The sequence below is a fragment of the Citrobacter sp. Ce119 genome (assembly GCF_030334525.1).
Classification (GTDB): domain Bacteria; phylum Pseudomonadota; class Gammaproteobacteria; order Enterobacterales; family Enterobacteriaceae; genus Citrobacter; species Citrobacter europaeus.
Genome location: NZ_JAOWDR010000057.1, coordinates 130,275 through 152,674, shown reverse-complemented (window position 1 = coordinate 152,674; position 22,400 = coordinate 130,275). Strand labels below are relative to the sequence as shown.

Annotated in this window: 22 protein-coding genes and 1 other RNA gene; 16 read left to right on the top strand and 7 right to left on the bottom strand. The window is 51.7% G+C overall.

Annotated features, from left to right (window positions below):
• Positions 1 to 102 precede the first annotated feature (102 nt).
• From rnpB to garP, 5 genes are all read right to left on the bottom strand, one after another.
• Positions 103 to 479: RNase P RNA component class A (gene rnpB, locus OGV80_RS16395), an RNA gene on the bottom strand.
• 32 nt (positions 480 to 511) lie between these two features.
• Positions 512 to 1,657 carry a glycerate 2-kinase gene (gene garK / locus OGV80_RS16390; protein WP_043018011.1) on the bottom strand — a complete coding sequence of 382 codons (1,146 nt, stop codon included), beginning with the start codon at positions 1,655 to 1,657 and terminating at the stop codon, positions 512 to 514.
• 65 nt (positions 1,658 to 1,722) lie between these two features.
• Positions 1,723 to 2,613, bottom strand: a complete 891-nt coding sequence (gene garR / locus OGV80_RS16385) for a 2-hydroxy-3-oxopropionate reductase (RefSeq protein ID WP_043017754.1) — start codon at positions 2,611 to 2,613, stop codon at positions 1,723 to 1,725.
• Positions 2,614 to 2,643: 30 nt separating this feature from the next.
• A complete protein-coding gene (garL, locus tag OGV80_RS16380; protein ID WP_005131731.1) occupies positions 2,644 to 3,414 on the bottom strand; it encodes a 2-dehydro-3-deoxyglucarate aldolase in 771 nt (256 codons plus the stop codon).
• Positions 3,415 to 3,429: 15 nt separating this feature from the next.
• Entirely contained in the window at positions 3,430 to 4,764 is a 1,335-nt protein-coding gene (gene garP / locus OGV80_RS16375) for a galactarate/glucarate/glycerate transporter GarP (protein ID WP_003024898.1), read from the bottom strand.
• A 403-nt stretch (positions 4,765 to 5,167) separates the two neighbouring features.
• Here garP and garD point away from each other — a divergent pair, with 403 nt between their 5' ends.
• Entirely contained in the window at positions 5,168 to 6,739 is a 1,572-nt protein-coding gene (gene garD, locus OGV80_RS16370; RefSeq protein WP_047408409.1) for a galactarate dehydratase, read from the top strand.
• Between the two features lie 61 nt (positions 6,740 to 6,800).
• Here the strand turns inward: garD and OGV80_RS16365 are convergent, their stop codons facing one another.
• On the bottom strand, positions 6,801 to 7,610 hold the full coding sequence (locus tag OGV80_RS16365; protein WP_043017756.1) for a DeoR family transcriptional regulator: 810 nt from the start codon (positions 7,608 to 7,610) through the stop codon (positions 6,801 to 6,803).
• 219 nt (positions 7,611 to 7,829) lie between these two features.
• On the opposite strand from OGV80_RS16365, the gene kbaZ reads away from it, so the two are divergent.
• From kbaZ to OGV80_RS16305, 12 genes are all read left to right on the top strand, one after another.
• Positions 7,830 to 9,155: a tagatose-bisphosphate aldolase subunit KbaZ gene (kbaZ, locus tag OGV80_RS16360; protein ID WP_072033374.1), complete on the top strand. Its 1,326-nt coding sequence runs from the start codon at positions 7,830 to 7,832 to the stop codon at positions 9,153 to 9,155.
• Positions 9,156 to 9,174: 19 nt separating this feature from the next.
• Positions 9,175 to 9,648: a PTS N-acetylgalactosamine transporter subunit IIB gene (agaV, locus tag OGV80_RS16355; protein ID WP_003024925.1), complete on the top strand. Its 474-nt coding sequence runs from the start codon at positions 9,175 to 9,177 to the stop codon at positions 9,646 to 9,648.
• Positions 9,649 to 9,658: 10 nt separating this feature from the next.
• The gene (gene agaW / locus OGV80_RS16350) at positions 9,659 to 10,438 is read left to right on the top strand and encodes a PTS N-acetylgalactosamine transporter subunit IIC (RefSeq protein ID WP_003839998.1); all 780 of its coding nucleotides are present in this window, start codon (positions 9,659 to 9,661) and stop codon (positions 10,436 to 10,438) included.
• Positions 10,428 to 11,306: a PTS N-acetylgalactosamine transporter subunit IID gene (gene agaE / locus OGV80_RS16345; protein ID WP_043017758.1), complete on the top strand. Its 879-nt coding sequence runs from the start codon at positions 10,428 to 10,430 to the stop codon at positions 11,304 to 11,306. Before agaW ends, agaE begins: the two co-directional genes overlap by 11 nt.
• Before the next feature lie 16 nt (positions 11,307 to 11,322).
• A complete protein-coding gene (gene agaF / locus OGV80_RS16340; RefSeq protein WP_181231034.1) occupies positions 11,323 to 11,757 on the top strand; it encodes a PTS galactosamine/N-acetylgalactosamine transporter subunit IIA in 435 nt (144 codons plus the stop codon).
• Positions 11,754 to 12,887 (top strand): N-acetylglucosamine-6-phosphate deacetylase, encoded by a 1,134-nt coding sequence (nagA, locus tag OGV80_RS16335; protein WP_286515319.1) that lies wholly within the window; start codon positions 11,754 to 11,756, stop codon positions 12,885 to 12,887. The genes agaF and nagA overlap by 4 nt, the downstream gene beginning before the upstream one ends.
• A gap of 300 nt (positions 12,888 to 13,187) precedes the next feature.
• Positions 13,188 to 14,342: an AgaS family sugar isomerase gene (locus OGV80_RS16330; RefSeq protein WP_286515318.1), complete on the top strand. Its 1,155-nt coding sequence runs from the start codon at positions 13,188 to 13,190 to the stop codon at positions 14,340 to 14,342.
• Between the two features lie 12 nt (positions 14,343 to 14,354).
• Positions 14,355 to 15,230, top strand: coding sequence for a tagatose-bisphosphate aldolase subunit KbaY (gene kbaY / locus OGV80_RS16325; protein WP_043017761.1), 876 nt, complete (start codon positions 14,355 to 14,357; stop codon positions 15,228 to 15,230).
• A gap of 180 nt (positions 15,231 to 15,410) precedes the next feature.
• On the top strand, positions 15,411 to 15,887 hold the full coding sequence (gene agaB, locus OGV80_RS16320) for a PTS galactosamine transporter subunit IIB (RefSeq protein ID WP_043017762.1): 477 nt from the start codon (positions 15,411 to 15,413) through the stop codon (positions 15,885 to 15,887).
• 54 nt (positions 15,888 to 15,941) lie between these two features.
• A complete protein-coding gene (gene agaC / locus OGV80_RS16315; protein ID WP_043017763.1) occupies positions 15,942 to 16,748 on the top strand; it encodes a PTS galactosamine transporter subunit IIC in 807 nt (268 codons plus the stop codon).
• On the top strand, positions 16,738 to 17,529 hold the full coding sequence (gene agaD / locus OGV80_RS16310) for a PTS galactosamine transporter subunit IID (protein WP_286515313.1): 792 nt from the start codon (positions 16,738 to 16,740) through the stop codon (positions 17,527 to 17,529). Before agaC ends, agaD begins: the two co-directional genes overlap by 11 nt.
• A 53-nt stretch (positions 17,530 to 17,582) precedes the next feature.
• Positions 17,583 to 18,302: a galactosamine-6-phosphate isomerase gene (locus OGV80_RS16305; protein WP_043017765.1), complete on the top strand. Its 720-nt coding sequence runs from the start codon at positions 17,583 to 17,585 to the stop codon at positions 18,300 to 18,302.
• Between the two features lie 141 nt (positions 18,303 to 18,443).
• Here the strand turns inward: OGV80_RS16305 and rsmI are convergent, their stop codons facing one another.
• Positions 18,444 to 19,307 (bottom strand): 16S rRNA (cytidine(1402)-2'-O)-methyltransferase, encoded by an 864-nt coding sequence (rsmI, locus tag OGV80_RS16300; protein WP_003024942.1) that lies wholly within the window; start codon positions 19,305 to 19,307, stop codon positions 18,444 to 18,446.
• Positions 19,308 to 19,370: 63 nt separating this feature from the next.
• Here rsmI and OGV80_RS16295 point away from each other — a divergent pair, with 63 nt between their 5' ends.
• The 3 genes from OGV80_RS16295 to diaA are packed head-to-tail and all read left to right on the top strand — an operon-like array spanning position 19,371 to position 22,397.
• The gene (locus OGV80_RS16295; protein WP_181231030.1) at positions 19,371 to 21,419 is read left to right on the top strand and encodes a penicillin-binding protein activator; all 2,049 of its coding nucleotides are present in this window, start codon (positions 19,371 to 19,373) and stop codon (positions 21,417 to 21,419) included.
• Positions 21,377 to 21,772 carry a YraN family protein gene (locus OGV80_RS16290; RefSeq protein ID WP_043017768.1) on the top strand — a complete coding sequence of 132 codons (396 nt, stop codon included), beginning with the start codon at positions 21,377 to 21,379 and terminating at the stop codon, positions 21,770 to 21,772. Before OGV80_RS16295 ends, OGV80_RS16290 begins: the two co-directional genes overlap by 43 nt.
• A 34-nt stretch (positions 21,773 to 21,806) precedes the next feature.
• Positions 21,807 to 22,397 (top strand): DnaA initiator-associating protein DiaA, encoded by a 591-nt coding sequence (gene diaA, locus OGV80_RS16285; RefSeq protein ID WP_003024948.1) that lies wholly within the window; start codon positions 21,807 to 21,809, stop codon positions 22,395 to 22,397.
• Positions 22,398 to 22,400: the final 3 nt, after the last annotated feature.

The following is a 22,400-nucleotide window of genomic DNA, read 5'->3' as shown; positions in this document are numbered from 1 at the left end:
AGCTGATCGATAAGCCGCGTTCTTTTGAGCATAGCGTCGTGGACAGTCATTCATCCAACCTGCCCAGAAAGCAAAAACCCCGCCGAAGCGGGGTTTTATAAAGAGTGAAGCTGACCGATAAGCCGGGTTCTGTCGTGGACAGTCATTCATCTAGGCCAGCAATCGCTCACTGGCTCAAGCAGCCTACCCGGGTTCAGTACGGGCCGTACCTTGTGAACCCCTATTTGGCCTTGCTCCGGGTGGAGTTTACCGTGCCACGGACTGTTACCAGCCGCGCGGTGCGCTCTTACCGCACCCTTTCACCCTTACCTGATCCCACTTACGTAGGCCATCGGCGGTTTGCTCTCTGTTGCACTGGTCGTGGGTTTCCCCCCCAGGCGTTACCTGGCACCCTGCCCTATGGAGCCCGGACTTTCCTCCCCTCCGCCCGTCTCCCCCGAAGAGGACGACGACGAAGCGGCGACTGTCTGGTCAGCTTCGGCGCGCAGTATAGAGGGTTTGCGGAGCAATGTCACCCCGCACTGCGTATTCCTATCGCCAACGTGGCGGCGATGTTTCTTGAAGCGCGATAAATATTATCAAATGCCCCACGGAAGGCCTCTTCCAGCGTGCCGATGCTGGTCAATACGCTAAACACCGCATCGATACCATATTGATGCACCACCTCTACATCGCGCGTCAGGCTGCCGCCAATACCAATGACTGGCTTGTGGTACTTCTTCGCGACGTTCGCCACGCCCACCGGTACTTTGCCGTGAATGCTCTGGCTGTCAATCCGCCCTTCGCCGGTCACCACCAGCGTACAGTCGTGAATATGCTCTTCCAGATTGAGCGCCTGGGTCACAATCTCGATACCGCTGCGCAGCTCCGCGCCTAAAAAAGCCATTAACGCTGCGCCCATTCCGCCAGCCGCACCGGAGCCGGGCACGTCTTTCACATCAACTCGCAGAGACTTTTTAATAATGTCAGCATAGTGAGACAGATTACGGTCCAGTTCGAGAATGCGTTCTTCCGTCGCCCCTTTCTGCGGTCCAAAAATGCGCGAAGCGCCAGAATCGCCAATGAGTGGATTAGTCACATCGCAGGCCACGCGAATGGAACAGGTTTTTAAGCGCGGATCCAGACCCGAGATATCGATGGTATTCAGACTCATCAGGCTTCCGCCACCGTAGCCAATCTCTGTCCCGTTGGCATCGCAAAGTTTCGCCCCCAGCGCCTGCACCATACCCGCGCCACCGTCGTTAGTCGCACTGCCGCCAATGCCTATAATGATGCTCTGCGCACCGCTATCCAACGCCTGCAAAATCAACTCCCCGGTGCCACGCGACGTAGTGACTAAAGGGTTGCGCTTTTCAGGAGGAACCAACGCCAGACCACTGGCTGCCGCCATTTCGATAAACGCGGTTTTACCGTCCCCGGACATGCCCCAGCAGGCATTCACTTTTTCGCCCAGCGGCCCCGTCACCCATGCTGAATGTTCACTCCCTTGCGTCGCGGCAATCATGGCTTCGACCGTTCCTTCACCGCCATCGGCAACCGGAACAGAAACATATTGCGCATCGGGGAAAATTTCCCGAAATCCTTTTTCTATCGCCTGAGCTACCTCGGTGGCAGAAAGGCTTTCTTTATAAGAGTCTGGGGCAATTACGATTTTCATAGTTATGTAGCCTGACTGTGCCGCGCAAGGCAAGAAATACAGGGCGCGCATCCGCGCCCTTCTTGTTAGCGAGTGACTTCCACTTTCGCCAGTTTTTCGTAGTAGCATGCGAGCGCGCTGTGATCGGCTGTCCCCAATCCATCTGCGCGGAGCGCCTGCATCATCTCCATAACTGCAGCAGTCAGCGGCAACTGGGCGCCAACGCCATGAGAGGTATCCAGCGCATTCGCCAGATCTTTGATATGCAGGTCAATACGGAAGCCTGGTTTAAAGTTGCGGTCCATCACCATCGGTGCTTTCGCGTCGAGCACGGTGCTTCCCGCCAGCCCGCCACGGATCGCCTGATACACCAGATCCGGGTTCACACCCGCTTTGGTCGCCAGCGTCAGCGCTTCAGACATCGCGGCAATGTTCAGCGCCACAATGACCTGATTCGCCAGCTTGGTGACGTTACCCGCGCCAATTTCACCGGTATGCACCACGGAGCCTGCCATCGCTTTCAGCAGATCGTAGTACTTGTCGAAGATCGCTTTATCACCGCCAACCATCACCGACAACGTGCCGTCAATCGCTTTTGGCTCGCCGCCGCTGACCGGCGCATCCAGCATATCCACGCCTTTTGCTTTCAGCGCATCGCTAATTTCACGGCTGGCTAACGGCGCGATGGAGCTCATGTCGATAAGCACTGTGCCCGGCTTCGCCCCTTCAATAATGCCGCCTTCACCCAGCGCCACTTCTTTCACATGCGGAGAGTTCGGCAGCATGGTGATGATCACGTCGCACTGCTCGGCAATTTCTTTCGCCGTGGCGGCAGTTTCAGCGCCTGCGGCAATCACTTGTGCAATGGATTCCGGGTTACGGTCAGCAACCACCAGCGAGTAACCTGCCTTGAGGAGGTTTTTACTCATTGGTTTACCCATGATACCGAGGCCAATAAAACCAACTTTCATTGTCATGTCTTTATCTCTCTCTACTGTCGATGGTGGTTATTTCTTAAAAGAATCAGCCAGTTTCTGCGTGGCTGAACGGAACACGCCAAGGTCACTACCAACGGCAACAAACGTCGCGCCCCACTCCAGATAACGACGTGCATCCGCCTCTACCGGGGCCAGAATGCCGCTTGGTTTGCCATGTGCTTTCGCGCGGGCAAAAATGTGCTGGATAGCTTTCTGCACATCAGGATGTGACGCATTGCCAAGGTGGCCTAGCGCCGCAGCCAGATCGCTTGGGCCGACGAAGACACCGTCGACGCCTTCTGTCGCCGCGATTGCGTCAACGTTATCAACGCCCTGCTGACTTTCGATCTGCACGATGATCGTGATGTTCTTATTCGATTGCGCAAAGTAGTCCGGTACGGTGCCAAACATATTGGCGCGATGGGATACGGACACGCCGCGAATACCTTCCGGCGGATAGCGGGTCGATGCCACGGCGTTTACCGCCTCTTCTTCCGTCTCAACGAACGGGATCAGGAAGTTGTAAAACCCGATATCCAGCAGGCGCTTGATGATTACCGGCTCGTTGGTCGGTACGCGCACTACCGGTGCGCTGGCGCTGCCTTTCAGCGCCATCAATTGCGGGATAAACGTCGAGATATCGTTCGGCGCGTGTTCGCCGTCCAGCACCAGCCAGTCAAACCCCGCCAGGCCTAAAACTTCAGTGCTGATTGGGCTGGCTAATGCAGACCAGCAGCCAATCTGAATCTGTTGCGCCGCGAGGGCCGCTTTAAACTTATTCGGGAAAATCGTGTTATTCATCGCCTATACCTTTGTTTATTTCTGCAATTCCATACGTTTAATGTCACCGACAATAAACAGGTAGCAAACCATTGCCATCAGCGCCGAACACCCTACAAACATCAGCGCAGCATTAAATGAGTGCAGCTCGCTCACCAGATACCCAATCACCAGCGGAGTGACGATGGAAGCCACGTTACCAAATACGTTAAATACCCCACCGCACAGACCGACAATCTCTTTCGGCGCGGTATCGGAAATCACCGGCCATCCCAGCGCCCCGAAGCCTTTGCCGAAGAACGCCAGCGCCATCAGTGCGACCACCAGGGTGGTGTTATCGGTGTAGTTACACAGAATAATGGTCGACGCGAGCAGCATGCCGAGCACAATCGGCAGCTTACGCGCCAGTGTGATACTGAAGCCACGTTTAATCAGATAATCAGAGAACACGCCGCCAAGCACACCACCGGCGAATCCGCACAGCGCCGGAATCGAAGCTACCAGGCCTACTTTGAGGATCGACATGCCTTTTTCCTGTACCAGGTAAATAGGGAACCAGGTGAGGAAAAACCAGGTAATTGTGTTGATAAAATACTGGCCGAAGAACACGCCAAGCATCATACGGTTAGTGAGCAACTGCTTGATATAATGCAGTTTAGGACCACCTGACTTCACATCGCCCGGCTTTTTGTGGTCCATATCCACGACCGCGCCGTTTTCCGAGATAAACTTCAGTTCTTCTTGCGACATACGCGGATGATCGGTTGGGTTATGAATAAACTTTACCCACAGCCCGGTGAGCACAAAACCAATCACGCCCATTACGGTAAACACGTGCTCCCAGCCCCAGGCGAAAGTCAGCCAGCCGAGCAGCGGAGAAAACAGCGCCAGGGAAAAATACTGCGCGGAATTAAAAATTGCGGATGCCGTACCGCGCTCTTTCGTCGGGAACCAGGCCGCCACGATACGAGCATTCGCCGGAAAGGACGGCGCTTCCGAGAAGCCCAGCATAAAGCGCATGATGAACATTGAAATACCCGCCCAGGCCAGCGGGAACATGTCCACAAAGCCTTGCAGGAAGGTGAACAGTGACCAGAAGAACAGACTGTATGTGTAGACTTTCTTCGAGCCGAATTTATCCAACAGCCAGCCACCGGGGATTTGCATCAACAGGTAAGCCCAGCCGAAGGCGGAGAAAATGTAACCCATAGAGATGGCGCTGAGCTGCAACTCTTTCGCTACTTCCGTGCCGGCAATAGATAGCGTCGCACGGTCCGCATAGTTAACGGCGGTAACGATAAATATTATCAGCAATATTAAATAACGGGTGTGCGTACCTTTCTTTTTCTCGACAACTGTATCCAGAATCATTCTAATTACCTCGGGTACATTAAATTTTTATTATTATTGAGTAGATATTCCTGGTGATAAATTACTGATAATTAGAACGCATAATAATTTATCAGACGCTATAAAACCGTGATTCAGTATAATCAGCAGCGTAACGTTAATCATTGTGCAAGCGCTCATTTATAACGCGTTATTGAATTAATGTTTTGGGCATATGCCCACATGCATGGGCGCTAATGCACACATTTACGTATTGCTGCCCCTGGTAGCCCAGCCTTGCTGAGTTTAAGTGATCATCGTCACATTCTTGGCATTAAACTCCTGACATTCTTATTTCACGATATCGAATCTTTATTACTTACAATTAGATTCAAAATATAAATATTCACACTATTATCACCACCTTGTTGGAGAATACTGGACAATGGCCGACATCGAAATCAGACAAGAATCGCCAACGGCGTTTTATATTAAAGTTCACGAAACAGATAATGTGGCGATAATTGTCAATGACAATGGTCTGAAAGCCGGGACGCGTTTTCCGGACGGACTGGAACTCATTGAACATATTCCCCAGGGCCATAAAGTGGCGCTACTGGATATTCCTGTTCACGGCGAAATCGTGCGTTATGGCGAAGTGATAGGCTATGCCGTTCGCGATATCCCACGCGGCAGCTGGATTGATGAATCAATGGTTGAACTGCCCAAAGCTCCACCGCTGGAGACGCTGCCGCTGGCAACTAAAGTGCCAGAGCCGCTGCCGCCTCTGGAGGGCTATACCTTCGAAGGTTACCGCAATGCGGACGGTAGCGTAGGCACCAAGAATCTGCTCGGCATCTCGACCAGTGTGCACTGCGTGGCGGGTGTGGTGGATTATGTGGTGAAAATCATTGAGCGCGATCTGTTGCCCAAATACCCGAACGTTGACGGCGTGGTGGGGCTCAATCACTTGTACGGCTGCGGCGTGGCGATCAATGCCCCAGCCGCCATTGTGCCGATTCGCACCATTCACAATATTGCGCTTAACCCGAATTTTGGCGGTGAAGTGATGGTCATCGGCCTCGGTTGCGAAAAACTACAGCCAGAGCGCCTGCTCGAAGGTACGCACGATGTGAAAAGTATTCCGGTCGACAGCGCCAGCGTCGTCAGCCTGCAGGATGAAAAGCACATTGGCTTTCAATCAATGGTTGCCGATATTTTGCAGGTGGCCGAACGCCATCTGACAAAGCTCAATCAGCGACAGCGTGAAACCTGCCCGGCATCAGAACTGGTGGTCGGCATGCAGTGCGGCGGCAGCGATGCGTTTTCTGGCGTGACGGCCAACCCGGCGGTGGGTTATGCCTCCGACCTGTTAGTACGCTGCGGCGCGACTGTGATGTTCTCTGAAGTTACCGAAGTGCGCGATGCCATCCACCTTCTGACCCCAAGGGCGATTAACGAAGAAGTAGGTAAACGCCTGCTCGAAGAGATGGCCTGGTACGATAACTACCTGGATATGGGCAAAACGGATCGCAGCGCCAACCCTTCTCCGGGCAATAAGAAAGGCGGTCTGGCAAATGTGGTGGAAAAAGCGCTGGGCTCTATTGCCAAGTCCGGCAAGAGCGCCATTGTCGAAGTATTGTCGCCGGGTCAGCGTCCAACCAAACGTGGTCTGATTTACGCCGCAACCCCCGCCAGTGATTTTGTATGCGGTACGCAGCAGGTCGCTTCCGGAATCACCGTACAGGTGTTCACCACCGGTCGCGGTACGCCGTACGGCCTGATGGCCGTGCCGGTGATAAAAATGGCGACGCGTACTGAGCTGGCCAACCGTTGGTTTGACCTGATGGACATCAACGCAGGCACCATCGCCACCGGAGAAGAAACCATTGAAGACGTGGGTCTGAAACTGTTCGAGTTTATTCTCGACGTCGCCAGCGGACGTAAGAAAACCTTCTCAGATCAGTGGGGGCTGCACAACCAACTGGCGGTGTTTAACCCAGCGCCAGTGACTTGATTCCTGAAAGTTAAATTCGATTACAGGTCGGGGAAGTTCGCAAACTTCCCGGCCTTTTTTATCAGATACTCACCAGAACCACCTCAATCCCATGCTTACGTAATCCTTCCAGACTCTCCTCTGGAATACCTTCATCGACAATAATCATATCAATCCGCTGAGTATCAATGATCTTATGCAGGCTCGAGCGGTTAAATTTCGTCGAGTCGGTAACAACGATTATGCGCTCAGCCACTTCACACATCCGGCGGTTGAGGCGCGCTTCATCTTCATTATGAGTGCTCACACCACGTTCTAAATCGATTGCATCAACGCCAAGAAACAGCATGTCGAAGTGATAATTTTGTAGCGATTGCTCAGCCTGATCGCCATAAAACGATTGCGACTGACGACGCAAATGGCCACCAGTCATCAACAGCTCAACTCCTTCGGCTTCCAGTAACGCATTGGCGACATTCATACCGTTGGTCATAGCAATAACATTGGAATGCTGGCGCATCAGGCGGGCAATTTCATAGGTGGTGGTGCCGGAGTCAAGGATCACGCGGTGTCCCGGTTGAATCAACTCCGCGGCAGCTCTGGCAATACTGCGTTTGACCGCCGTATTGAGCGAACTCTTATCTTCAACAGAAGGCTCCGCAACCGGCGCATTACCTTCGCAAATCAGCGCTCCACCATAGGCGCGTACCGCAATTCCCTGCTTTTCCAGAAAAGCGAGGTCATTTCGAATAGTGACCGTGGAGACGCCAAAAAATAAGGAAAGATCGTTAACCTGAACGCTTCCCTGCTGCCGTAACCGCTGGATGATCTGCTCACGTCTTTCGCTGGTACCGATAACGCGCTTGTCTGCAGAAGACTCGGTGTTACTCATAAGAAATCCTTTAGTTGAATCTTTCGTTTTATTTCGTTTTGTCTATTAACGCCTTTCTTTTGTACGAATGCAAGCCCCGCAAGCAGGGAGGAGCCGGATGGACTTATGCTGAAACCTTTCATTGTGTTTCTTTTGTGAAACAGATCGGAAATCCATTATCTTTCGTTTTATTTTTATACCACCATCATGCAGTATTAAATGAAACAAAACGAAAGATTGATGTCGAAGTTATCTGACCTGGAGAGGAAAGTGAAACATCTAACTAAAATGGTCGAGCAGCATAAACGGGGGAAAGCAAACGGAATTTATGCCGTTTGTTCTGCGCATCCAGTCGTACTGGAAGCCGCAATACGCTACGCCCATGCCAATCATACACCGCTGTTGATCGAAGCAACCTCTAACCAGGTTGATCAGTTTGGCGGCTATACGGGTATGACACCAGCCGATTTTCGCGGTTTTGTCTGCCATTTAGCCGACTCGCTTAATTTTTCTCAGGATATGCTGATTCTCGGCGGAGACCATCTTGGGCCAAACCGTTGGCAAAATTTGCCAGCAGAAGAGGCAATGGCCAACGCTGACGATTTGATTAAAAGCTATGTCATCGCAGGCTTTAAAAAAATCCACCTCGATTGCAGCATGTCTTGTGCTAACGACCCGGTTCCACTGACGGATGACATCGTCGCCGAGCGTGCTGCGCGCCTGGCAAAAATTGCCGAAGAAACCTGTATGGCACATTTTGGTGAGTCTGACCTGGTCTATGTGATTGGCACAGAGGTTCCGGTTCCTGGCGGCGCCCACGAAACGTTAACCGAGTTGGCGGTAACAACGCCGGATGCTGCACGCGCAACATTACAGGCCCACTATCACGCCTTTGAAAAGCGCGGGTTGGAAGGTATCTGGCCACGTATTATTGCCCTGGTGGTGCAACCTGGCGTTGAATTCGACCACACACACATCATTGATTATCAACCACAGAAAGCCGTGGCGCTCAGCAAAATGGTGGAAGACTACGACACGCTGGTTTTTGAAGCGCATTCTACCGATTACCAAACGCCACAGTCCTTGCGCCAACTGGTGATAGACCACTTCGCTATTCTGAAAGTGGGGCCTGCGCTGACCTTCGCCCTGCGCGAAGCGCTGTTTTCGTTAGCTGCCATTGAAGAAGAATTGCTGCCTGCAAAAGCCTGCTCAGGCCTGCGACACGTGCTGGAAAGCGTGATGCTTGATCGACCAGAGTACTGGCAGAGCCACTATCACGGCGATGGCAACGCACGCCGTCTGGCCCGCGGATATAGCTACTCCGATCGGGTTCGTTACTACTGGCCGGACAGCCAGATTGATGAGGCATTCGAACGCCTGGTGCGTAACCTGGCGGATGATCCCATTCCACTGCCGCTGATAAGCCAGTATTTACCTTTGCAATACGTAAAAGTACGCGAGGGAGATCTCAGCGCCACGCCGCGAGAACTCATCATTAACCATATTCAGGACATACTGCAGCAATATCACTGCGCCTGCCTGGGTGCTCCAGATCGTAACGCATAACAAAAAAGAGAAAAATACCATGCCAAACATTGTATTAAGTCGCATTGATGAACGTCTGATTCACGGTCAGGTTGGTGTGCAATGGGTTGGGTTTGCGGGGGCAAACCTGGTGCTGGTCGCTAATGATGAGGTAGCAGAAGATCCAGTGCAGCAAAACCTGATGGAAATGGTACTGGCAGAAGGGATCGCGGTACGCTTCTGGTCACTACAAAAAGTGATCGACAATATTCACCGTGCCGCCGATCGCCAGAAAATTCTGCTGGTCTGCAAATCGCCAGCGGATTTCTTTCGTCTGGTCGAAGGCGGTGTTCCTGTTAACCGCATCAACGTTGGCAATATGCACTACGCCAACGGCAAGCAACAAATCGCCAAAACGGTTTCTGTAGACGCTGCCGATATTACGGCGTTCAACGGACTTAAAGCCGCTGGGGTGGAATGCTTCGTTCAGGGCGTTCCAACAGAACCCGCCCAGGACCTCTATAAACTTCTCTGAGGGATTCACAATGGAAATCAGTCTGTTGCAGGCTTTTGCGTTGGGTATTCTCGCCTTTATTGCAGGGCTGGATATGTTCAACGGGTTAACGCACATGCACCGCCCGGTTGTTCTCGGGCCGCTAGTCGGTCTGATTCTGGGCGACCTGCATACCGGTATTTTAACAGGTGGTACGCTGGAACTGGTGTGGATGGGTCTGGCCCCGCTGGCTGGAGCTCAACCGCCAAACGTGATTATCGGTACTATCGTAGGAACCACGTTTGCCATAACAACCGGAGTGAAACCCGAAGTTGCCGTGGGTGTGGCGGTACCGTTCGCCGTAGCGGTACAGATGGGAATTACCTTCCTGTTCTCAGTGATGTCAGGGGTGATGGCTCGGTGCGATCGCATGGCCGCGAATGCCGATACTGCAGGGATTGAGCGGGTCAACTATCTGGCGTTGCTGGCACTGGGGACCTTCTATTTTTTATGCGCGTTCCTGCCGATTTACTTTGGTGCAGAACATGCCAAAACCGCTATAGATGTTCTGCCGACGCGTCTGATTGACGGCCTCGGGGTGGCAGGCGGCATCATGCCAGCTATCGGCTTCGCCGTACTGCTGAAAATCATGATGAAAAACGTCTATATCCCCTACTTCATCCTGGGTTTTGTTGCCGCAGCCTGGCTCAAACTCCCCGTGCTGGCGATTGCCGCAGCAGCACTGGCAATGGCGCTGATCGACTTTCTGCGTAAATCACCTGAACCTACAGCTCCTGCAGCACAAAAAGAGGAATTCGAAGATGGCATCTAATCAAACGGCTCTGCCGAACGTTTCCGAAACCGAAGAAACACTGCTGTCCGGCACCAATGAAAACGTCTACGAAGACCAGAATATCGGTGCCGAGCTGACGAAAAAAGATATCAACCGTGTTGCCTGGCGTTCAATGTTATTACAAGCCTCTTTTAACTACGAACGTATGCAGGCATCAGGATGGTTGTATGGCCTGTTACCTGCACTGAAAAAGATCCATACCAACAAACGCGATCTGGCGCGTTCGATGAAAGGCCACATGGGCTTCTTCAACACGCACCCGTTCCTGGTCACGTTTGTTATCGGGATTATCCTGGCGATGGAACGCTCCAAGCAGGATGTGAACAGTATTCAAAGCACCAAGATTGCTGTAGGTGCGCCACTTGGCGGTATCGGTGATGCCATGTTCTGGTTAACTTTATTGCCTATTTGCGGCGGTATCGGGGCCAGTCTGGCGTTGCAAGGCTCTATCCTTGGCGCAGTTGTCTTTATTGTTATGTTTAACGTGGTTCATCTTGGACTGCGCTTTGGGTTGGCACACTATGCTTATCGAATGGGCGTTGCTGCCATTCCGCTAATTAAAGCTAACACCAAAAAGGTTGGGCATGCAGCATCCATCGTTGGGATGACGGTGATCGGCGCGCTGGTAGCAACCTATGTTCGTCTGAACACTACGCTGGAAATTACTGCTGGCGATGCGGTTGTGAAACTGCAAACAGACGTGATAGACAAGCTGATGCCTGCATTTTTGCCGCTGGTCTACACGTTGACTATGTTCTGGCTGGTCCGTCGTGGCTGGAGTCCTCTGCGCCTTATCGCCATTACCGTGGTGCTCGGCGTCGTAGGTAAGTTCTGTCACTTCCTGTAAACATAAGGGGTTGTAGATGTTAGGTATTATTTTGACGGGTCATGGCGGGTTTGCCAGCGGAATGGAAAAAGCGATGAAACAGATTTTGGGTGAGCAAACTCAGTTCATCGCCATCGACTTTCCTGAAACCTCAACCACTACCTTACTCACCTCGCAACTTGAACAGGCGGTGAGTGAACTGGATGCTCAGCAAGACATCGTGTTTCTGACAGATCTGTTGGGCGGGACGCCATTTCGCGTCGCTTCCACGCTGGCCATGCAAAGGCAAGGCACTGAAGTTATCACCGGTACCAATCTACAACTGCTACTGGAGATGGTGCTGGAGCGCGACGGCCTGAGCAGCGAAGCGTTTCGTTTACAGGCGCTGGAGTGCGGACACCGGGGTTTAACCAGCCTGGTGGATGAACTGGGACGCTGTCGCGAGGAAAAACCCGTTGAGGAAGGGATATGACACAGCAACTGCGTGCCAGACGTCTACTGACCGAACAGGGCTGGCTGGACGATCATCAATTACACATTGAAGACGGTATCATTGCTGCCATAGAGCCAATTCCTTCCGGCGTTATGGAACGCGACGCTGAACTGCTTTGTCCGGCTTACATTGATACCCACGTGCACGGTGGTGCGGGCGTCGATGTGATGGATGAGTCACCAGATACGCTCGACAAACTGGCGATGCACAAAGCGCGTGAAGGGGTAGCCAACTGGCTACCCACCACCGTCACCGCTCCACTACCGGATATTCACAAAGCGCTGGAACGTATCGCCCGTCGCTACCATTCTGGTGGGCCTGGCGCACAGGTGCTGGGCAGTTATCTTGAAGGCCCGTACTTTACGCCACAGAACAAAGGTGCGCATCCGTCTGAGCTTTTCAGGGAACTGGAACTCAGTGAACTGGATGAACTGATTACGATTTCCCAGCAAACATTGCGCGTCGTTGCGCTGGCGCCAGAAAAAACCGGTGCATTGCAGGCTATCGAACATCTGAAGGGGCGCAACGTACGGGTAATGCTGGGCCACAGCGCAGCCACCTGGGAACAAACCCGCGCGGCCTTTGACGCCGGTGCTGACGGATTGGTTCACTGCTATAACGGCATGACTGGCTTACATCACCGGGAGCCCGGAATGGTTGGCGCAGGGTTAACCGACCCTCGTGCCTGGCTGGAGCTTATTGCTGACGGACACCACGTCCACCCGGCGGCCATGAAACTGTGCTGCTGCTGCGCGAAAGACAGACTGGTGCTGATCACCGATGCCATGCAGGCTGCAGGAATGCCAGGCGGGCGCTATACGCTCTGCGGCGAGGAAGTGGAAATGCGCAGCGGAATTGTGCGTACCGCGTCCGGTGGACTGGCTGGCAGCACGCTCTCGGTTGATACAGCAGTACGTAATATGGTCGAGTTGACCGGGGTAACGGCAGAAGAAGCAATTCATATGGCCTCTCTCCACCCCGCACGTCTATTGGGCATCGATCGCCTACTGGGGTCGTTAGCGGTGGGCAAACGTGCCGACGCGATCGCGCTAAATAGCGGGCTGCATTTACAACAGATTTGGATTCAGGGTCAGGCTCTCCCCCTTTGACCTTTCATTATATCTTCTATTGGCCTGCGGTCTTCGATCGCAAGGCCTTTCTTTTCCTTTCGCTTGAGTAAATGCCTGGCCACCTTTCAACAAATCTCATCCTTATAGATCAATAAGATAATCGCACCTTTCGTTCTCACGATCACAAATTTCGTTTTATTTCATTTCGAATCATTGCTCTTTCGATTTCTTTCCTATAGATTTTAATCAATCGACATGATGAACAAATGAAACGAAACGAAAGATGGCGATAAATCGCCAGTGTCTTAAGTGGAGTTTACGAGACTAAGGACTTAAGTTATGCCAGAAACCTATACCCCTGTTACTGCGGTAACAGGCACCTGGACCGAAGAAGAGATCCGTCAACAACCTGCCAGTTGGATCCGTTCTCTCACCAATATCGACAATATTCGATCCACCATTGATAGCTTTCTTGCGCCATTGTTGCGCAAAAACGATCTGCGGATCGTACTGACCGGGGCCGGGACCTCAGCGTTCATTGGCGACATCATCGCTCCGTGGCTGGCAAGCTATACCGGAAAAAATATCAGTGCTGTGCCGACCACAGACCTGGTCACCAATCCGATGGATTACCTGAGTCCCGCACATCCGCTGTTACTAGTTTCTTTCGCTCGCTCAGGTAACAGCCCAGAAAGCGTTGCGGCAGTGGAACTGGCTAATCAGTTTGTGCCTGAGTGTTATCACCTGCCGATCACCTGCAACGAAGCAGGTAGCCTGTATCAAAACGCAGTCGCAAGCGACAACGCCTTTGCTCTGTTAATGCCCGCAGAAACGCATGACCGCGGTTTTGCCATGACCAGCAGCATTACCACCATGATGGCCAGTTGCCTGGCAGTATTCGCCCCAGAGAAATTCAACAGTCAGACCTTCCGCGACGTGGCCGATCGGTGCCAAACGATCCTGACTTCCCTGGGCAATTTCAGCGACGGTGTATTTGGCAATGAGCCCTGGAAACGGATCGTCTATCTCGGTAGCGGTGGATTACAGGGGGCGGCACGAGAATCTGCACTGAAAGTCCTGGAGCTGACAGCGGGCAAACTTACTGCATTCTATGACTCTCCGACCGGTTTTCGTCACGGTCCAAAATCGTTGGTTGATAACGAAACGCTGGTAGTGGTCTTTGTTTCCAGCCACCCCTATACACGCCAATATGATCTCGATCTGTTAGCAGAGTTACGCCGCGATCGGCAGGCGCTGCGGGTTGTCGCGATTTCTGCACAAACCCATGAGGTGATTGAAGCTGGTCCACATATTTTGCTGCCGCCAGCACGCTCTTTCATCGATATGGAATTGGCGTTCTGCTTCCTGATCTATGCCCAGGTTTTTGCTTTGACGCAATCCATCAATATCGGCAATACACCAGACACACCTTCTGCCAGCGGCACTGTTAACCGCGTTGTACAGGGCGTTGTTATTCATCCCTGGAACGCCTAAAAGGATCGTTTTATGAGCATTATTTCTACTAAATATCTCCTGCTGGATGCACAAAAAAAAGGCTACGCCGTACCCGCCTTCAACATTCATAACGCTGAGACTATCCAGGCGATCCTTGAAGTGTGCTATGAAATGCAATCGCCGGTTATCCTTGCCGGAACACCGGGTACCTTTAAACATATCGCACTGGAAGAGATCTATGCGCTGTGCAGCGCTTATTCCATCAGCTACGGTATACCGCTGGCGCTGCACCTCGATCACCATGAGTCGCTGGACGATATCCGCCGTAAAGTAAATGCTGGTGTACGCAGCGCAATGATTGACGGCAGCCACTTTCCGTTTGAAGAAAACGTGAAACTGGTGAAATCCGTTGTGGATTTTTGCCATGCCAAAGATTGCAGCGTGGAAGCTGAGCTGGGCCGCCTCGGTGGCGTAGAAGATGATATGAGCGTGGATGCGGAAAGCGCCTTCCTTACCGATCCACAAGAAGCCAAACAGTTTGTTGAGCGTACCGGCGTAGACAGCCTTGCCGTTGCCATCGGCACTGCACACGGGTTGTATACCAAAACGCCCAAAATCGATTTCCAGCGACTGGGTGAAATTCGTGAAGTGGTGGATATTCCGCTGGTACTACATGGTGCAAGCGATGTCCCTGACGAATACGTTCGTCGCACGATCGAGCTTGGCGTGTGCAAAGTTAACGTTGCTACCGAACTGAAAATTGCCTTTGCCGATGCGGTCAAAGCGTGGTTTGCGGAAAATCCACAAGGTAATGATCCTCGTTATTACATGCGGGTCGGTATGGATGCGATGAAAGAGGTGGTGCGTAGCAAAATCAATGTATGTGGTTCTGCAAACAAATTGATGGCTACCTGCGAATTATCGTGATTATCATTATATTTCTTCGCGAGTGCTATCTGCATGATGTCAGGTAGCGCTCATCGTTAGAATAGTAGAGGATAATTATACTTTAATATCACATTGAATGAATTCATATATTTGATACTGCAATAATAATATATTTCAATAATCTATGTTATTCAATCTTTTTATGGCGAGGATTTAAATATGACTAGTCCAAATATTCTATTAACCCGCATTGATAATCGATTAGTACATGGACAGGTTGGCGTCACATGGACATCTACGATTGGCGCTAACCTGTTGGTCGTTGTTGATGATGACGTTGCTCAAGATGAGATCCAGCAGAAATTAATGGGCATCACTGCTGAAACTTACGATTTTGGCATCCGTTTTTTTTCCATAGAAAAAACCATAAACGTCATCGGTAAAGCCGCGCCACATCAGAAAATTTTTCTTATTTGTCGGACTCCGCAAACGGTAAGACGATTGCTTGAAGGCGGCATAAAACTTGACGACGTCAACGTGGGCAATATGCATTTTTCTGAAGGAAAAAAACAGATCAGCAGCAAAGTTTACGTTAACGGGCAAGATCTTGATGACCTTCAGTTTATAAAAAAACAGGGCGTTAACATTTTTATTCAGGATGTCCCTGGAGATCAAAAAGAACAGATTCCTGATTAAAAGACCATACAACTTTTTCATAATAAAAGGATTTATTTACTTGAGGTGATCTATATGCATGAAATAACCCTTATTCAGGGTATATCCCTGGCTGCATTAGTCTTCTTTTTAGGAATTGATTTTTGGCTGGAAGCCTTATTTTTATTCAGGCCGATTATTGTATGTACTTTAACTGGCGCGATTCTGGGTGATATTCATATTGGCCTGATAACGGGTGGTTTGACCGAATTGGCTTTTGCTGGCCTGACCCCCGCAGGAGGTGTACAGCCACCCAATCCAATCATGGCCGGTTTAATGACCACGGTTATCGCATGGTCTACTGGCGTGGATGCCAAAACGGCCATCGGCCTTGGTTTGCCCTTCAGCCTTCTAATGCAATACGTAATATTATTCTTTTACTCAGCATTCTCTCTGTTCATGGCAAAAGCTGATAACTGTGCAAAAGAAGCAAACACAAGCGCATTTTCGCGTCTGAATTGGCTGACAACGCTGATTGTTGCTTCTTCATACGCCATCATCGCCTTCTTATGTACATATCTGGCCCAGGGCGCTATGCAGTCTCTGGTAAAAGCCATGCCCGCCTGGTTAACACATGGATTTGAAGTGGCCGGAGGCATTTTGCCCGCAGTCGGTTTTGGTTTGTTGCTCCGTGTGATGTTCAAAGCACAGTACATACCTTATCTGATAGCTGGCTTCCTCTTCGTTTGCTACATCCAGGTTAATAACCTTCTGCCCGTCGCGGTATTGGGCGCAGGCTTCGCCGTATATGAGTTTTTCAATGCGAAAGCCAAACAGCAGGCTCAACCTCAGCCTGTCACTAATAAAAACAATGAAGAAGAGGACTATAGCAATGGGATCTGAAATCAGTAAAAAAGACATTACTCGCCTTGGCTTTCGCTCGTCACTTCTTCAGGCCAGCTTTAACTATGAAAGGATGCAGGCAGGTGGTTTTACCTGGGCTATGCTCCCGGTACTGAAAAAAATCTATAAGGGTGATAAAGCCGGTCTCAGCGCGGCGATGAAAGATCATTTAGAATTTATCAATACCCACCCTAACCTGGTCGGTTTTCTGATGGGATTGTTAATCTCAATGGAAGAAAAGGGAGAAAACCGAGATACCATTAAAGGCTTGAAAGTGGCGCTTTTTGGACCTATCGCCGGGATCGGCGATGCCATTTTCTGGTTCACCTTACTGCCTATTATGGCGGGGATCTGTTCCTCTTTCGCCAGCCAGGGAAACATACTGGGTCCCATTTTGTTTTTCGCCGTTTATTTGATGATCTTTTTCCTGCGCGTCGGCTGGACGCATGTCGGTTATTCAGTAGGAATAAAGGCCATCGATAAAGTACGTGAAAATTCGCAGATGATAGCCCGCTCAGCAACGATCCTCGGGATCACTGTTATTGGCGGACTAATCGCATCCTATGTGCACATTAGCGTTGTAACTTCTTTTGCGATCGATAGCACCCACAGCGTGGCATTACAGCAGGATTTCTTCGATAAAGTATTCCCGAATATTTTACCGATGGGCTACACGTTGCTGATGTACTACCTGTTAAGAGTGAAAAAAGCACATCCAGTACTGTTAATCGCAGTGACGTTTGTACTGTCTATTATCTCGTCAGCACTTGGCATTCTTTAAACGAAAAGAGGATGAAGCGGCCTGCAACATCCTCCTTCAAAAGGACTCGAAAAATGCAATATACCCAGTACTGCGACAATTATGACGTATTAAGCGATCGCGCCAGCGAACTGTTAATTACGCTGATACAGAACAAACCTGATGCAACCATCTGTCTGGCAACAGGAGGCACGCCGCTTCTCACCTATCGCTACTTTGTCGAGAAAATTAACCAACGTAAGATCGATCATGAGCAGGTGGTTTTCGTGAAACTGGACGAGTGGGTCGGTATTCCGTTGAACTCACCTGCAACGTGTGAATCTTTCCTGCAACAACACATCGTTCAACCATTGGGTTTACGAGCAGAACAGTTGGTCGGTTTTCAATCTGAAAATGTTAACGAGCAGGAATGCGAACGCGTCACAGAGATTATTGCCAGCCGGGGCGGCCTCGATTTATGTCTGCTCGGAATCGGAAAAAATGGTCATTTGGGGTTGAATGAACCGGCAGAGTCCCTGGAACCGTTTTGCCATATCAGCGTCCTTGACGAAGAAACGCGCCATCACGACATGTTAAAAACGGCGGCTAATCGCGTAACTCACGGTATTACGCTGGGTTTGAAGGACATCCTGAATGCAAAAGAGATCTTGCTGCTGATAGCAGGTGAAGGGAAGCACGACGCGGTAGAAAATTACCTGGCCGCCACCGTTACTACGACTATTCCTGCTTCATTTTTATGGTTACACCGCAATGTGAGTTGCCTCATTGACGGCTCACAATATCCTGATAAATAGAATTTACAACACTTGCCACATCCCCCCTTTTGTCGCGCCAACGCGTTGCAGTTTGCCTTTTAGCTGCAACGCTTTCAGCGATTTCTTCCGACATTTCTTCCGACATTTCTTCCGACAAGCCGACAATTAATACAGGCCCTCTTACTCCCCCTGCTGTTCCAGCGCGTGCTTGTACAATGCATTCTTCTTCACGCCATGGATTTCAGCGGCCAGCGCGGCGGCCTTTTTAAGCGGCAGTTCTGCCTGCAATAAGGCCAATGTACGGAGCGCATCGGCAGGAAGGTCGTCTTCTTGCGCTTTATGCCCTTCGACGATCAGCACCATTTCGCCTTTACGACGGTTTTCATCTTCCTTGACCCACGCCAGCAGTTCGCCAACCGGTGCGCCGTGAATAGTTTCCCAGGTTTTGGTCAACTCACGCGCCAACACCACGTAGCGGGATTCGCCCCAGACGGCAACCATGTCCTCCAGGCTATCCAGCAAACGGTGGGTGGATTCATAAAAAATGAGCGTACGTGGTTCGGCCTCAATGGCTTTCATCGCATCACGACGCCCTTTCGACTTGGCAGGCAGAAAACCTTCATAGCAAAAGCGGTCTGAAGGCAGACCAGCAGCGCTCAGGGCAGCAATCGCCGCGCAAGGGCCTGGTAGGGGAACAACGCGGATCCCCGCTTCGCGACAGGTACGCACCAGATGGTAGCCAGGATCGTTAATCAGCGGCGTTCCGGCATCGGAAACCAGAGCAATGTTTTGCCCTTCTTTGAGCTTTGCCACCAGCGTTTCGGCCTTTTGCTGCTCGTTGTGGTCATGCAGGGCGAACAATCGCGCGTTAATCGCGAAGTGTTGTAACAATAGTCCTGTATGACGAGTATCTTCAGCGGCAATCAAATCAACGGCTTGTAAAACTTCGAGCGCTCGTTGGGTAATATCAGCCAAATTTCCTATAGGAGTAGGTACAATAAAGAGTTGGCCTTGAGAATTATCCGCCGATTCGTGTTGTTTCATTGTGTCGTCCGTATTGCCGATTTAATATTGAGCATTGAGTAAAAAAATATCACTGGATACAGTATGGTACCCTCAACATTTTCTCGTTTGAAAGCCGCACGCGCGCTGCCAGTCATTCTGGCAGCACTGATTTTCGCAGGCTGTGGCACCCAGGCGCCAGACCAGAGTGCAGCCCATATGCAGGGCACTGCGCAGGCTGATTCCGGCTTTTATCTGCAACAAATGCAGCAAAGCTCAGATGATAGCAAGACCAACTGGCAATTACTCGCCATTCGTGCACTGCTGAAAGAAGGCAAGAGCCAGCAGGCCATCGAGCTGTTCAACCAGCTACCGCAGAAACTAAGCGATACCCAGCGTCGTGAGCAGTCACTGCTGGCCGTCGAGATTAAGCTTGCGCAGAAAGATGTCGCTGGCGCACAGGCTCTGCTGGACAAACTCACCCCTGCCGATTTCGATCAAAACCAGCAGGCACGGTACTGGCAGGCGCAAATCGACGTCAACCAGGGTCGCCCGTCGTTGACACTACTGCGCGCCCTGATCGCCCAGGAGCCGTTGCTGGCCGCAAATGCTAAGCAGAAAAACATGGACGCCACCTGGCAGGCGCTGTCATCCATGACCCAGGAGCAAGCGCAGGCGCTGGTCATCAATGCGGATGAAAACGTGCTGCAAGGCTGGCTGGATCTCCAGCGCGTCTGGTTCGATAACCGTAACGATCCGGACATGATGAAAGCCGGCATTGCTGACTGGCAAAAACGTTATCCACAGAACCCGGGGGCAAAACTGTTGCCAACGCAGTTGGTTAACGTGCAGAGCTTTAAGCCCGCCTCCACCAGCAAAATTGCGCTGCTGCTGCCGCTAAACGGTCAGGCCGCTGTATTTGGCCGTACTATCCAGCAAGGCTTTGAAGCTGCGAAAAACATGGGCACTCAACCCGTAGCAGCCCCAGTTGTTGCCGCGCCTGCTGCTGATACAGCAGCCATGGCGACCACAGAACAGCCGCAAACGACTGACGGTGTTGCCAGCCCTTCTCAGGCGTCAGTAAGCGATCTAACCAACGAGACGTCAGCGCAACCAGAAGCTGCAGCCCCGCAGCCAACAGTGCCTGCACAGCCAACGACCGCCAGCGCGCCGGCGAATCCGTCCGCTGAGCTGAAAATCTACGACACCTCATCACAGCCGCTGAATCAGATCCTGGCTCAGGTTCAGCAGGATGGCGCCAGCATCGTGGTTGGCCCGCTGTTGAAGAATAATGTTGAAGAGCTGATGAAAAGCAACACGCCATTAAACGTCCTGGCGCTTAATCAGCCAGAGGCGGTGAAAAACCTGCCGAACGTCTGCTACTTCGCCCTGTCGCCAGAAGATGAAGCGCGCGACGCCGCGCGTCACATCCGCGATCAAGGAAAACAGACGCCGCTGCTTTTGACCCCGCGGAGTGCGTTAGGCGATCGCGTTGCCAACGCCTTTGCGCAGGAGTGGCAAAAGCTTGGTGGCGGCGTAGTGCTGCAGCAGAAGTTCGGCTCCACTGCTGAGCTGAAAATGGGCGTCAACGGCGGCTCGGGGATTTCCCTGACGGGCAGCCCGGTGGCCTCCTCTGTACCCACGCAGCCTGGCGTAACCATTGGCGGTCTGACGATACCGGCAGCGCCAACCGATGCGCAAATCACCGGCGGTGGTCGTGTTGATGCCGTGTATATTCTGGCGACGCCGGAAGAAATTGCATTTATTAAGCCGATGATCGCTATGCGTAACGGCAGCCAGAGCGGTGCCACGTTGTACGCCAGCTCCCGCAGCGCGCAGGGAACTGCCGGCCCGGATTTCCGTCTGGAGATGGAAGGCTTGCAGTACAGCGAAATTCCGATGCTGGCAGGCGCTAATGCGCCTCTTATGCAGCAAGCGCTTGGCGCGGTGCGTAACGACTACTCGCTGGCGCGTATGTACGCCATGGGCGTCGATGCCTGGTCGCTTGCCAACCACTTCTCGCAAATGCGTCAGGTGCAGGGTTTCGAAATTAACGGCAACACCGGGGCCTTAACCGCAACGCAGGATTGTGTGATTAACAGGAAGTTATCATGGCTCAAATACCAGCAAGGACAAGTCGTCCCCGCCAGTTAACGAGTAAACAGACCGGTGACGCGTGGGAATCCACCGCGCGTGACTGGCTGCAGAGCAAAGGACTGCATTTTATCGCCGCCAACGTGCGTGAACGTGGCGGCGAAATTGACCTGATAATGCGTGAAGGCAACACCACCGTATTTGTTGAGGTTCGCTACCGACGCTCAGCCTTGTTTGGCGGTGCGGCGGCGAGTGTGACCCGGAGCAAACAACACAAATTATTACAGACCGCCCGCTTGTGGCTTGCGCGCCACAATGGGAGTTTTGATACTGTGGATTGCCGGTTCGATGTGTTAGCCTTCACCGGAAATGATGTTGAGTGGTTTAAGGACGCGTTCAACGACCGCTCATAGTTGAAGATTCAGAGCCTGGTTCTTAAGGATTAGCGTGTTAGATAGAATTAAAGTCTGCTTTACAGAAAGCATTCAAACTCAGATAGCTGCGGCTGAAGCTCTTCCGGATGCGATCTCCCGTGCAGCCATGACGCTGGTTCAGTCCCTGCTCAATGGCAACAAAATTCTCTGTTGTGGTAATGGGACGTCCGCTGCCAATGCACAGCATTTTGCTGCCAGTATGATCAATCGTTTTGAAACAGAACGGCCAAGTTTACCTGCGATTGCACTAAACACTGATAATGTGGTCTTAACTGCGATTGCCAACGATCGCCTGCACGACGAAGTTTATGCAAAACAAGTCCGTGCGCTGGGACATGCAGGTGATGTTCTGCTGGCAATCTCTACGCGTGGTAATAGCCGCGATATCGTAAAAGCCGTTGAAGCCGCCGTAACACGCGACATGACAATCGTCGCGCTGACCGGGTATGACGGAGGGGAGCTGGCCGGATTACTGGGGCCGCAGGATGTTGAAATCCGTATTCCCTCACACCACAGTGCCCGCGTTCAGGAAATGCACATGCTGACGGTCAACTGCCTTTGCGATCTCATCGATAACACGCTTTTCCCTCACCAGGATGATTAAGGA

Coding starts and splice junctions, on each gene's coding strand:
- garK (WP_043018011.1), bottom strand. CDS start 1,657: ATGAAAATCGTAATTGCCCCAGACTCTTATAAAGAAAGCCTTTCTGCC.
- garR (WP_043017754.1), bottom strand. CDS start 2,613: ATGACAATGAAAGTTGGTTTTATTGGCCTCGGTATCATGGGTAAACCA.
- garL (WP_005131731.1), bottom strand. CDS start 3,414: ATGAATAACACGATTTTCCCGAATAAGTTTAAAGCGGCCCTCGCGGCG.
- garP (WP_003024898.1), bottom strand. CDS start 4,764: ATGATTCTGGATACAGTTGTCGAGAAAAAGAAAGGTACGCACACCCGT.
- garD (WP_047408409.1), top strand. CDS start 5,168: ATGGCCGACATCGAAATCAGACAAGAATCGCCAACGGCGTTTTATATT.
- OGV80_RS16365 (WP_043017756.1), bottom strand. CDS start 7,610: ATGAGTAACACCGAGTCTTCTGCAGACAAGCGCGTTATCGGTACCAGC.
- kbaZ (WP_072033374.1), top strand. CDS start 7,830: ATGTCGAAGTTATCTGACCTGGAGAGGAAAGTGAAACATCTAACTAAA.
- agaV (WP_003024925.1), top strand. CDS start 9,175: ATGCCAAACATTGTATTAAGTCGCATTGATGAACGTCTGATTCACGGT.
- agaW (WP_003839998.1), top strand. CDS start 9,659: ATGGAAATCAGTCTGTTGCAGGCTTTTGCGTTGGGTATTCTCGCCTTT.
- agaE (WP_043017758.1), top strand. CDS start 10,428: ATGGCATCTAATCAAACGGCTCTGCCGAACGTTTCCGAAACCGAAGAA.
- agaF (WP_181231034.1), top strand. CDS start 11,323: ATGTTAGGTATTATTTTGACGGGTCATGGCGGGTTTGCCAGCGGAATG.
- nagA (WP_286515319.1), top strand. CDS start 11,754: ATGACACAGCAACTGCGTGCCAGACGTCTACTGACCGAACAGGGCTGG.
- OGV80_RS16330 (WP_286515318.1), top strand. CDS start 13,188: ATGCCAGAAACCTATACCCCTGTTACTGCGGTAACAGGCACCTGGACC.
- kbaY (WP_043017761.1), top strand. CDS start 14,355: ATGAGCATTATTTCTACTAAATATCTCCTGCTGGATGCACAAAAAAAA.
- agaB (WP_043017762.1), top strand. CDS start 15,411: ATGACTAGTCCAAATATTCTATTAACCCGCATTGATAATCGATTAGTA.
- agaC (WP_043017763.1), top strand. CDS start 15,942: ATGCATGAAATAACCCTTATTCAGGGTATATCCCTGGCTGCATTAGTC.
- agaD (WP_286515313.1), top strand. CDS start 16,738: ATGGGATCTGAAATCAGTAAAAAAGACATTACTCGCCTTGGCTTTCGC.
- OGV80_RS16305 (WP_043017765.1), top strand. CDS start 17,583: ATGCAATATACCCAGTACTGCGACAATTATGACGTATTAAGCGATCGC.
- rsmI (WP_003024942.1), bottom strand. CDS start 19,307: ATGAAACAACACGAATCGGCGGATAATTCTCAAGGCCAACTCTTTATT.
- OGV80_RS16295 (WP_181231030.1), top strand. CDS start 19,371: ATGGTACCCTCAACATTTTCTCGTTTGAAAGCCGCACGCGCGCTGCCA.
- OGV80_RS16290 (WP_043017768.1), top strand. CDS start 21,377: ATGGCTCAAATACCAGCAAGGACAAGTCGTCCCCGCCAGTTAACGAGT.